The organism is Limosilactobacillus sp., from assembly GCF_051873075.1.
Taxonomy (GTDB): domain Bacteria; phylum Bacillota; class Bacilli; order Lactobacillales; family Lactobacillaceae; genus Limosilactobacillus.
Map to the genome: position 1 here is coordinate 24790 of NZ_JBJEEM010000002.1, position 11839 is coordinate 36628.

Here is an 11839-nt window from a genome sequence, read left to right on the forward strand (position 1 = left end):
TACTAGATCTTCAGCAGGTCGGCAGGGGTGGTCAATGGGAAGTCCGCGTTTTTGATGGCATCCGGATTGGCGGAACCGTAGAGGGCCCCGGCAAACTTGATCCCAGCGGCCTTGGCAGCCTTGAGGTCATTGATGGTGTCACCGACGTAGACAGAGGTTTCTGGATCAGCGCCCATTTTGTCAATTGCTGCCAGGATCGGTTCCGGATCCGGCTTGTGCTTGCTGGTATCGTCCGAGGTGATTACGGTATCAAAGAGCTTGGCAAAGGCAAACTGCTGCTTGAAGTGATCGTACTCCGACTGGAGCTTGGATGTGGCAACCGCCAGATTTTTGCCCTGGTCGGCCAGCGCTTGCAAGGCCTCCGGGATGCCGGGCAGGATCTTCGTCCGGTCCTCACGCTGGTAGGAGAGGGCAAACCATTCCTTGACCATTGGAGCAATGTCCTCTTCCTTGACCCCGAAAATTCGCAGGGCGTCGACCCCGGTGATCCCGAACAGGCGGTGCATGGTTTCTTCTTCGTCTTCGGGAGCGACGTGGTAGCCGTGCTTGCGGAGCGTCTGGATCATTGCTGGCATATACATGTCGAGGGTGTCGATCAGGGTACCGTCGATATCAAAAATAAAGTTTTGCATTTTCTTCGTCATTAGGGAGCTTCCTTTCGTTCAATGAACATTATTAAGTCAATTGTAGCAAAAAAACGTGGTGGCTCAAGGCTGAGCTGCCACGTTTTTAGTTTAGTTAGATTTCGCATTCGTCGTGCGTTGCCGCTGGAAACGGATCAGCTTGTCAAATTCCGTACACAACATGATCAAGGCTGAAATGATAATCACTGCCAGCCATTCGAGCGGGCTGATCCCCGCAACGTGGAAGGCTTCCTGCATGAACGGCACGTAAGTGAAAATCAACTGGAAGACAATCAAGAGGGCGATTACTCCCCAGGCCTTACCGCTGATTGACTTGATCTGGCCCAGACCGTACTGGTCGGTCCGGATAGAGAAGAAGTAGAAGATCTTGCTGATAACGATGGTGTTGATCATCATGGTGGTAGCGTTAGTGATACTAGAACCGGAGCCCACGAACCACTCGTAACCGATCAGCGAGAAGATCGCGATCAAGGCGGATACGTACCCCATCTGAATCAGGTCGTGCCGGTTCATCAGCCGTTGGGTAACCGGCCGCGGTGCACGCTCCATGATCCCCTTTTCGGCCCGTTCGAAGACGAAGGCAAACTGGATCGTGATGGCAGCGATCAGGTTGATCCATAACAGCTGCACCGGCATTAATGGCACTTCCTGTCCAGTCAGAATGGAGAAGGCCACCACCAGCCCTTCGGAGAATGAGGTTGGCAGAAGGAAGAGGATACTCTTCTTGATGTTATCATAGATCCGCCGCCCTTCCTTGATAACGGCAGACATCGTCGCAAAGTTGTCGTCACCGAGGATCATGTCCGCGGCATCCTTGGCCACGTCGGTCCCCTTGATTCCCATGGCAACCCCAATGTCGGCACGCTTCAGAGCGGGAGCATCGTTGACCCCGTCCCCGACCATGGCGGTCACCTGCTGCTTGTTCTGCAGGGCCTCGATGATCTCGAGCTTGTTCTGCGGCGTCGTCCGGGCAAAGACCTGGGTATTCATGGCGACGTCACCCCGGTCCTTCTCGTCTAAGGCGTCCCACTCAGCGCCGGTGATGGCGTGGATTGGGCCGTTCGTCAAGCCGAGCTGCTTACCGATTGCCCGCGCGGTCTGTGGGTCATCACCCGTGATCATCTTGACGGAAACGCCCGCCTGGTTCATTTGCTTGAGGGCCGCAATGACTTCCTCACGCGGGGCATCCTGCAGGGCAGCCAGCCCGAGGAGGTGAATTCCCTGGTAGAGGTGGTCATGTTCAACCTCCATCAGGTTCTTACCCTTCACTGGCTGGTAACCGACGGCGATGACCCGCTTACCCTGCTTGGACCATTGGTCAACTCGGCCTTCCCACTTCTTGAGGTCGAAGTGCGGGTCTTCCTTGGCAGCCATTTCGAAGAGTTTGTCCGGCGACCCCTTAACGAAGATCACCTGCTGACCGGTCTGAGAATCCGCCGTCAGCTCCGCAATGTAGCGGTAGTCGGAATCAAACGGCAGGAGGTCGATGGCCTTGTACGGGGATTTGAAATCGGCACCAAAGGCCTTGTGGTAGAGGGTCAGGAAGGCCCCATCGGTTGGTTCCCCGTTGATGTGCCACTTGCCATCCTCCTGGCTTAAGACCGTATCGTTAGCCTGGTAGCCGGCCTCCACAAAGAGCTTGAGCTGGTCCGTCAGTTCGGCCGGTTGACCGTCCTTCAAAATCTGGCCATCTGGGGCGTACCCGGTTCCGGTAACCGTGTAGTGATTGTCGCCAACCCAAAGCTCGATCGCGGTCATCTCGTTCTTGGTCAGGGTCCCGGTCTTGTCGGTCGCAATGACGTCGACGGAACCCAGTGTTTCCACGGCCGGCATTGACTTGATGATGGTCTTATACTTCTTGGCCATCTTGCTAACCCCAAACGCCAAAATCACGGAAGTCGTGGCTGGTAAACCTTCTGGGATTGAACCCACTAGCATGGCAACCACGGCCAGCGCCAGGGCAGGCAGGGAGTAGATCTGGAGAATGAAGCCGACGATGAAGACGATCACGGAACCAGTGATGGTGATGTAGGAAACCACCTTACCAACATGGTCAATTTCCTGTGTCAGCGGCGTCTTCTTCTGCTTGATGTGAGCCACTTCCTGGGAGATCTTCCCAATCTCGGTGTTCTCGGCAGTGGCTATCACAACCCCGATTCCACTACCACTGGTAACCATGGTTGAGGCGTAAGCCATGTTGACTCGGTCGGCCAACGGCACGTTGTCGTCAGTGAGGGCCGTGTCGGTTTTGATCACCGAGTTGGTTTCCCCGGTCAGGGCCGATTCCTCGATTCGGAGATTGTCGGCCGAAACGATCCGCAGGTCAGCCGGCACATTGTCCCCGGCTTCAAGGAAGACGACATCTCCCACCACCAGGTTGGCGGCATCGATGTCCTGTCGCTGACCGTCACGGTAGACGGTCGCCCGCGGAGCCATCATCTCCTTGATCTTTGCCAAGGCGTTGGCCGCGCTGGTTTCCTGGAAGTAGCCGATCAGCGAGTTCAGGACCACAACGGCGGCGATAACGATAGCATCGGTGTAGTGACCGATTAGAATGGTCAAGACCGTTGCCACCAGTAAGATATAAATCACGATGTTGTTGAACTGCCGCAGGAAGATCTTCCACTTTGGCGTGGGCTTGACCTCCAAGACATTGGGGCCGTTCTTTTGTAGCCGCGCCTGGGCCTCCTGTTGACTTAGTCCAGCTGTGAACTTTGTCAGGCCGTATTGTTGCTTTATCTCGTCCTTTGTTAATTGGTAATCTTGTCTCATTTTTCACCCTTTTTCCAAAAAATCCTTAGTAGTAATAGAGCCAGGTTCCTGAAACTAATACCCCATCAGGAACCGTCATCAGTGAAGCCAAATTGTTTTTTACTTTAATCAGTCCTTCTTATTTTTCGTAAGAATATCATACCATATTTCACATGCTGAAATAGCGAAGTTAAGGTATTTTTAAGAATTAATTCACAAGCGTTTTAAAAATAAAACAGCTTCTTTTCTGCAGGAAAAGAAGCCGTTAAAAATTACTTGTTGAAGGTATTATTTTCCACCTGCCGGATGAAGTCGGCGAGGTGCTTGTAGTAAACGTCTGGGTTGTCGACCATGTGGTGGTGACCACCTTCTGGCGTGGTGACGAACTTAGCGTTAGGAATCAGTTCGGCCATCTTCTTTCCGGTAGCCAGGGGCATCGATTCGTGTTCCCCAAAGGTGATCAGGGTTGGCGTCTTGATCTTCTTCAGCTGGTCGCGGAAGTGCCAGTCCTTCAGCTTCCCGGTGATGACGAATTCGTTGTCGCCCTGGAAGACGTTGTAGACCGCGTCGCCGCCGAGGTCCTTTAAGTGGTAGAGCTTTGATGGCTGGCGCCGGTCAATGTAGTTTTCGTTCATGACCTGGACGTATTCCTGGTACTTTGGGTTGCTGTAGTCGTTATTAGCCTCGCACTGCTTCATGAAGGCCACGGCCTGTGGAGAGAGGGTCTTCTCGCGTAAGGCGTTGATGTGGTCGACGTATTCGTCGATCTCATCGACCATTGATGAAATGATGGCACCCTTGAGGTGTTGACCGTACTTGACGGCGTACTCCTGAACCAGCAGGCCACCCCAGCTCTGGCCGATCAGGTAGAAGTTATCCAGACCGAGCTTTTGCCGAACTTCTTCGACCTCGTCTAGGAAGTAGTCATAGGTGAGGTACTTCTTGGCGATGGCGGGGTCGGAGTAGTCGGGCTGGTCGGAGTAGAGGGAACCCAATTGGTCGTACATCGTGACCTGGACATTGAGTCCTTGCTTAGCCAATTGCTCAGCAGCATCTTCCCAGTATTCGTGGTTGCCGCCGGGACCGCCGTGCAGGGCGAGCAGGTGGATATCCCCTTCGCCCTGGGTGTTGGTCCAGAGGTGGTAGCCGTTATCCAGCGTTAAAATCTTGGTTCCTTGTTTCAAATCTCATTCTCTCCTTAATATTTACTAAGCGAATATTAAGATTATTCTAACGCAGATCCGCAACTTAGTTCAAGTGATTAACGCCGGGGACCGTTAAAATAGCGTTTTCAAGGCTAATTTGGTAGTTGATATCCTCGTTGCCCTGCAGGGTAAATGCATAATCGGTTGCATAAATAATCAGTCCCAAGCGGTGGCCAGCAACCAGCCGGTGGAAGATTGGTTGAAGATCAAAGGAAACGTTAACCAATTCGTGGGGATTCAAGGGATCAACTGTTGCCGGGTCGTGCCGATTTTGCAGGTTGATGTGGCCTCGGGCGATCACCTTGTAGTCGGTAGGCTTCTTTTCTAAACGGAACTCGCGGAGGTCGTCGCTTGCCCAGTGGTAGCCCAGCCGGAGTCCACCGCGGTTGATGATCACGGGGCTGGCGGTGAGTCGCCGGTCTGTTCCTAAGTCGATGAGTTCCGCACTGAGCAGGCCGTGGTCGCTGGAACTGGCAACGGCTAGACTGACCCGTGGGGTTCCCCGCAGTAGGAGATCGTGTTCGACCGCCTGGGAGGTGAAGCGGTGGCTGAAGCGGCCTGGATCGGCGAACAGGGCTGCCTGCCACTTAGCCGGATCCTTGCACCATGCCTGATAGGTAGCGTCATCGTGGTGGTCATTGAAGATGACGTCCTTGGCGACGTGGACATTGCCATCGATCAGGCTATTTTCATCCATGTGAAGGGTCAGGGCTTGGCCAGCCGTCCAGTGGTCATAAGCCGTCCAGGTCTCGGGCTGGGCATTGTCTTGGACGAGGACCTTTGGGAGAACCTGGTCAGCTTGGTTGTCGATATCCCAGAGCTTGTTAGCTAGCCAGAGGTTAACCATCTCAGAGAAGTCGAGTGACTGGAAGGCGTTGATGTAGATGTGCTGTCCCTGGTGGAGGACTAATTTGCTGGTGACGGGCAGTTCTTGTAGGGCATCGTACAGGGCCTTAACGTTGCTAGGCTTAACGTTGGTGTCGTTTAAGCCGTGGACCATCATCACGGCCGCCTTGATCCCCTTGATGTCCTTGCGGTAGTTGCGCCGGTCCCAGAAGGCGTTGTAGTTTCCCGTCTGCCGGTCCATGGCTTGAGCCAGCTGGTGAATGTATTTATCATAGGTTGGCTTGATCCGGGCAAAGTCAGCGGGGCGCTTGGTTCGGCTGAAGGTCTCGTCGGCTAGGGTATCGGCGTCTTCACCTTGGAATCCCCCGGCGGCCCGGACTAGGCCGTTTTCCCGGTAGTAGTCGTACCAGCTGGAAATGGCGGCCTCACTGATGATGGCCCGCAATCCAGGAACGCCCGTAGTGGCAACGGCGGTGGCCAGGGTCCCGAGGTATGAACGGCCGGTCATGGCGACGTTGCCGTTGCACCAGTCGGCATCGACGGTGATCCCGCCGGTCCGGTCAGTGAAGGCCCGCCGGTCGCCGTGGAGCCATTCTACAACGGCCTTCATCGAGTCCGTCTGCTCTGGGGAGCCGCAGGTCTGCAGGCCGTCGGAATCCTTCGTCCCGATGCCGGCGGCGTAGACAATCGCGTAACCGCGGACGGCCAGGTAGTTGTTGAGAGTGTAGGCGGGGCTGTCACTGAAGTGCTGGGTTGCCTGCTGGGCGTGTCCCGTCACGGTCCGGTGACTAAATTCGGTTGGGAAGGTCATTTCAACTGGTTCGGTTTGTCCTGCTTCTTTGTGGGTGATCGGGTGGTTAACCTTGTGGGTGGCCTGGTCGCCCCACTCGTCGTTGGTACCCTGGTTGTACGGGCTGGCGGTAAAGATGGCGGGAACTCGCAGGCCATGGCTGGATTCAATCGGCCGGATGATCTCCGCCTTGACGAGGTCGGCTTGGCCATCGAAGTCGGTGTCCATGTCGGTCTCAACGTAGACGACCTCCCGGATGAACTGAGCGGGGTCGAAACTGGCCAAAGGTTTACCGTTGAAGAAGAGCGGCTTTTGGTCGGCCGGCAGCTGGTAGGACCAGGCCAGAAAACCATCCGCGGTCAGCTGGTCAACGAAGATCTGCCCACCCTTCCCACGGGTGTTTAAGAGGAGGTAGTAGGCACTGGCGACGTCCCGTGCGGTCCACTGATCATGTTCTTCCGCTGGGAGACCAAACTTGTGCCAGGCCGCTAGCGGGTCGGCGAGTTGGAAGTCGACGCCGGGTTCAAAGCCTAACAGCTGGAGGGCAAGTCGGTAGAAGACCGCATTCGTCAGTGCTTGGTCACTGGTAAACCAGTCATCGAGGGCGACGGTCGGGGTAGCCAACAGGTCATGGAGCCACTCCTTGCCGGTTAGTGGCATGGCACAGGAGAGGTGGGTGCGGACCAGGAGTGTTTCAAGCAGTTCCTTAGCGCCCATTGTGGCCTGCTCATCACCTTTGAGCAGGCGGAGTTCTTTGAGCTCGGCCTGCCGCTGGGCGGGGCTGGTTGGTGCGATACTGAATTGGTTGATTTTCATAATAAACACCTCGCAAAGTTTTCTATCCTTATTATCGCACTGATGGCGAAATTAATCAGTTTTGGCGGGCGCTTTTCCGGCCCAGAAAGGGTATAATTTATCTGTTTGCAAAGTTTTAGATAGGAAAGATGGTGAGCAGCAATGAGCAATAACATCATGGAGTTTCGGCATGTCTCTCAGCAGTTCGGCGATAACGTGGTCCTGCGCGACATTGACTTTGAGATTGAGGCCGGCAAATTCTACACCCTGCTGGGTCCATCCGGCTCCGGGAAAACCACAATTCTGCGCCTGATTGCCGGCTTTGACCAGCCGACCAGCGGTGATATTTACTTCGACGGGCGGCGGATCAATGACGTCCCGGCCAACCGCCGCCAGGTCAACACGGTCTTTCAGGACTATGCTCTTTTTCCGCACATGAACGTGGCGGAAAACGTGGCGTTCGGCCTGCAGATCAAGGGGGTTAAGAAAGGTGAGATTGACCAGCGGGTGAAGGAGGCCCTCCACCTAGTTCAACTGGATGGTTACGGCCAGCGGGAGATCACTGCCATGTCCGGTGGACAAAGGCAACGGGTAGCGATTGCCCGAGCGATCGTCAACCGGCCAAAACTCCTGCTCTTAGATGAAGCCCTGTCCGCCTTGGACCACAAGCTGCGGGTACAGATGCAGACTGAATTGCGACAGCTTCAACGGCAACTAGGAATCACCTTTATCTTCGTCACCCACGATCAGGAAGAGGCGCTGGCGATGAGTGACCAGATCATGATTATCAACGACGGGACGATCCAACAGAGCGGAACCCCGGTCGACATTTATGATGAGCCCTTGAACCACTTTGTCGCCGACTTTATCGGGGAGAGCAACATTGTCCCCGGCGTGATGAAGGAAGACTACCTGGTGACGATCGATGGCCAGGACTTCGAGTGCGTCGACGCCGGGATGCGGCCTAATGAACGCGTCGAGGTGGTGATCCGGCCTGAGGACCTGGACATCACCACGGTTGATCAGGGCAAGCTGACGGTCACCGTCGACACGCAGCTCTTCCGGGGCGTCGATTACCAGATCACCGCCCACGACCAGCGCAACCACGAATGGCGGATCAACTCCATCCACAAGACCACGGTGGGGGCCCAGGTTGGTCTGGCCTTTGACCCAGAAGACATCCATGTGATGCGTTACAACGAAAGCGAGGAGGACTTTGACGCCCGCCTGGATAGCTATGAGGAGGACGACTGATGCGGCAGAAAGTACTCTTCACCCTTCCTTATACGCTCTGGATATTGCTCTTTGTGATCGCCCCGCTCGTGCTGATCTTCTACCAATCGTTCTTCAACATTGATGGTCAGGCGACCCTGAGCAATTACGCGACCTACCTGACCTCGCGGGTCTATCTCAAGATGACCCTCAACTCGGTCTGGTACGCCTTTTTGATTACCCTGGTAACGCTGGTGATCAGCTACCCGACCGCCTACGTCTTGAATCGGTTGCCGAACAAGCAGTTCTGGCTTCTCTTGGTGATCCTGCCAACCTGGATCAACCTCCTACTGAAGACCTACGCCTTCATCGGCCTCTTCAGTCAGACGGGGACGGTCAACCAGTTCCTGCGCTTTGTCGGCCTGGGCAGCCATCAGTTGTTGTTCACCGATGCCAGCTTCATGTTTGTGGCGGCCTACATTGAGATCCCCTTTATGGTCCTGCCGATCTTTAACTCACTGGCTGAGATCAGCCCGTCACTGATCAATGCCAGCAAGGACCTCGGGGCGAGCCAGTGGCAGACCTTTACCAAGGTTGTCTGGCCGCTGTCTTTACCGGGGGTCAAGGCCGGGATTCAGGCCGTCTTCATCCCGTCGCTCTCCCTCTTCATGATCACCCGGCTGATCGGCGGAAACCGGGTCATCACCCTGGGGACCGCGATCGAGGAGCACTTTTTGACCACCCAGAATTGGGGAATGGGCTCGACCATCGGGGTGATCTTGATCTTGGCAATGTTTCTGGTCATGTTTGTCACCGGTGAGGGCCGGCAGAAAGGAGGTCACCGCGGATGAAAAAGCACCGTTTTACCTGGGGCGGCCTGTACCTGGCCCTGGTTTTTGTGATCCTGTATGCCCCGATCCTGTATCTAATGATTTTTTCCTTCAGTGCCGGCAAGACGATGGAGAAGTATCACGGCTTCTCCTTCCAGCACTACGCGGACCTCTTTGCCGACGGGCGAATGATCACGATTGTTATCAATACCCTGATCGTGGCCCTGCTGGCGTCGCTGATTGCGACCATCATCGGTACGATAGGAGCACTGATGATCAAGAATAGCCGGGGAACCTGGCGTAATAGTCTCATGTCCTTGAACAACGTCCTGATGGTTTCACCAGACGTCATCATCGGGGCCAGTTTTCTGATCTTCTTCACTGTCCTCGGCATTCGGCTGGGCTTCATGTCGGTCCTGCTCAGCCACATCGCCTTTTGTATCCCGATCGTAGTGCTGATGGTGCTGCCCAAGCTCAACGAGTTGTCGCCGACCCTAGTCGATGCCGCCTATGACCTGGGGGCTTCGCGTTGGCAGGCCCTCTCCCGGGTCGTTCTGCCGGCCATTGCGCCGGGGATTTTCGCCGGCTACTTTATGGCCCTGACCTATTCGCTGGATGATTTTGCCGTGACCTTCTTTGTCACTGGGAATGGCTTCTCAACTTTGTCGGTGGAGATCTACTCCCGGGCGCGGCAGGGAATCAACCTGGAGATTAACGCCCTGTCAACCCTGATGTTCATCGTCTCGCTAATGCTGGTAGTCGGTTACTACTTCATCAGCAAGCATAGTGGCCGCCGCAATCGGATCGTGGCCGTAAAGGAGGGGGATGCCCAATGAAAAAGCTGTTTGCTGCCATGGCGGGGATCCTGGCCCTCTGCCTGCTGCTGGCCTTTGGCGAATACGCCTTGAACCGGCGGACTGACCAGGCCGGCCGGCGCACGGTTACCATCTACAACTGGGGGGACTACGTTGATCCGGCCTTGATCACCAAGTTTGAACACCAGACCGGCTACCACGTCGATTACGAGACCTTCGACAGTAACGAGTCGATGCTGACTAAGATTCGCCAGGGTGGGACCAACTATGACCTGGTGATTCCCAGCGAGTACACGGTTCAGCGGATGAAAAAGGAGCACCTGATTGCGCCCCTAGACCACCGGAAGTTGCCGAACCTGCGCTACATCGATCCCCAATTCTTGAACCGGTCCTTTGATCCGGGCAACCGCTACTCGGTGCCGTATTTCTGGGGGACGCTCGGGATCATCTATAACGACCAGATGGTGGACGGGCGCGACGTCCAGCACTGGGCCCAGCTGTGGAACCCGCGATTGAAGAACAACGTGATGCTGATCGACAGCGCCCGGGACGTCTTCGCTATGGCCCTGATCACCCAGGGGGACTCGGTCAACACTACCAACTATCACCAGCTCCGGCGAGCCCAACGCCACCTCAAGCAATTGACTCCCAACGTCAAGGCGGTCATTGCCGACGAGATGAAGATGTATATGGAACAAAACGAGGCGGCGGTCGGGGTGACCTACTCGGGGGATGCCCGCGAGATGATGAGTGTCAACCACCACCTTCACTACGTCGTACCGAGTGAGGGAAGCAACATCTGGTTTGACAACATGGTGATTCCAAAATCTGCCCGGAATAAGAAAGCTGCCTACCAGTTTATCAACTTCATGCTACAGCCTGCCAACGCGGCGCAAAATGCCCGTTATGTTGGCTATGCGACCCCTAACCGAAAGGCCAAGCAATTGCTGCCTAAGAGCGTGACTGAAAATCGGGCGTTCTACCCGCCACAAAGCACGATGAAGCACCTGCAGACGTATCGCGACCTGCCGCTGCACGTGTTGGGCGAGTACAATGACCTCTTCCTTGAGTTTAAGATGTTTGCCAAGTGACCTGAAGCTATTTAAGTGGCCCCATATCCAACTTCTTTGGATGCGGGGCCACTTTTTTCACTGCCTGTTTTACAATATTTCAAAAAGACTTGAACAAATGTAAAACGAGTGCTACAATCATTTTGTAAACAAAGAGGAGGAATTAATCATGGAATTTAACAAGTACATCGACCACACCTTATTAGCACCCGACGCAACTGAAGAACAGATCGACACGGTCATCAAGCAGGCCATCGACAACCACTTCCACACGGTAATGGTTAACCCATACTGGGTTGCCAAGGTTCATAAGGCGCTGGCCGGCACTGATGTTGTTACGGCATGCGTGATTGGTTTCCCACTCGGGGCCAACACCACTAAGATCAAGGTTGCCGAGTCCGAAGATGCCATTGAAAATGGGGTTGATGAACTCGATATGGTGATGAACATCGGTGAAATGAAGTCCAAGCACTACGACAAGGTTGAAGAAGACATCCAAGCCGTTGTTGACGCTGGTCACAAGGCGGGCAAGGTTGTTAAGGTCATCATCGAAAGCTGCCTGTTGACTGATGATGAGATTACCAAGGCTTCTCAGATTGTTGCCAAGACTGGTGCTGACTTTGTCAAGACTTCCACTGGTTTCTCTACTGAAGGGGCAACGGTTCACGCCGTTGAACTGATGGCTGCTGCAACGAAGGGTACGAACACGGCAGTTAAGGCTTCCGGTGGTATCCACTCTGCTGAAGAGGCACAAGCAATGATTGATGCTGGTGCTACCCGTCTTGGGGTTAGCCACAGTATGAAGGTTATCGGTAAGGAATAATTAAGTAAGAAGCTGGGAAAAGTGGTTGGATTGCCAACCACTTTTTAATTTAAGAACG

Annotated in this window: 9 protein-coding genes; 5 read left to right on the forward strand and 4 right to left on the reverse strand. The window is 54.7% G+C overall.

Annotation, left to right across the window (positions count from 1 at the left end; genetic code table 11):
• Positions 1–2: 2 nt before the first annotated feature.
• The 4 genes from ACI31J_RS00215 to ACI31J_RS00230 all read right to left on the reverse strand — a co-directional run bounded on the left by ACI31J_RS00215 (position 3) and on the right by ACI31J_RS00230 (position 7052).
• A complete protein-coding gene (locus ACI31J_RS00215; protein ID WP_439772455.1) occupies positions 3–644 on the reverse strand; it encodes an HAD family hydrolase in 642 nt (213 codons plus the stop codon).
• A gap of 90 nt (positions 645–734) precedes the next feature.
• Positions 735–3416: an HAD-IC family P-type ATPase gene (locus tag ACI31J_RS00220; protein ID WP_439772456.1), complete on the reverse strand. Its 2682-nt coding sequence runs from the start codon at positions 3414–3416 to the stop codon at positions 735–737.
• A 251-nt stretch (positions 3417–3667) separates the two neighbouring features.
• A complete protein-coding gene (locus ACI31J_RS00225) occupies positions 3668–4579 on the reverse strand; it encodes a proline-specific peptidase family protein (RefSeq protein WP_439772457.1) in 912 nt (303 codons plus the stop codon).
• A gap of 64 nt (positions 4580–4643) precedes the next feature.
• Entirely contained in the window at positions 4644–7052 is a 2409-nt protein-coding gene (locus ACI31J_RS00230; RefSeq protein WP_439772458.1) for a Xaa-Pro dipeptidyl-peptidase, read from the reverse strand.
• A gap of 141 nt (positions 7053–7193) precedes the next feature.
• Here ACI31J_RS00230 and ACI31J_RS00235 point away from each other — a divergent pair, with 141 nt between their 5' ends.
• The 5 genes from ACI31J_RS00235 to deoC all read left to right on the forward strand — a co-directional run bounded on the left by ACI31J_RS00235 (position 7194) and on the right by deoC (position 11781).
• Complete coding sequence (locus ACI31J_RS00235; protein ID WP_439772459.1) at positions 7194–8285, forward strand: ABC transporter ATP-binding protein; 1092 nt, start codon at positions 7194–7196, stop codon at positions 8283–8285.
• The gene (locus tag ACI31J_RS00240) at positions 8285–9094 is read left to right on the forward strand and encodes an ABC transporter permease (protein WP_439772460.1); all 810 of its coding nucleotides are present in this window, start codon (positions 8285–8287) and stop codon (positions 9092–9094) included. Before ACI31J_RS00235 ends, ACI31J_RS00240 begins: the two co-directional genes overlap by 1 nt.
• Positions 9091–9909, forward strand: coding sequence for an ABC transporter permease (locus tag ACI31J_RS00245; RefSeq protein ID WP_439772461.1), 819 nt, complete (start codon positions 9091–9093; stop codon positions 9907–9909). The genes ACI31J_RS00240 and ACI31J_RS00245 overlap by 4 nt, the downstream gene beginning before the upstream one ends.
• Entirely contained in the window at positions 9906–10979 is a 1074-nt protein-coding gene (locus tag ACI31J_RS00250) for an ABC transporter substrate-binding protein (RefSeq protein WP_439772462.1), read from the forward strand. Before ACI31J_RS00245 ends, ACI31J_RS00250 begins: the two co-directional genes overlap by 4 nt.
• 148 nt (positions 10980–11127) lie before the next feature.
• A complete protein-coding gene (gene deoC / locus ACI31J_RS00255; protein WP_439772463.1) occupies positions 11128–11781 on the forward strand; it encodes a deoxyribose-phosphate aldolase in 654 nt (217 codons plus the stop codon).
• The last annotated feature ends 58 nt before the right edge of the window (positions 11782–11839 follow it).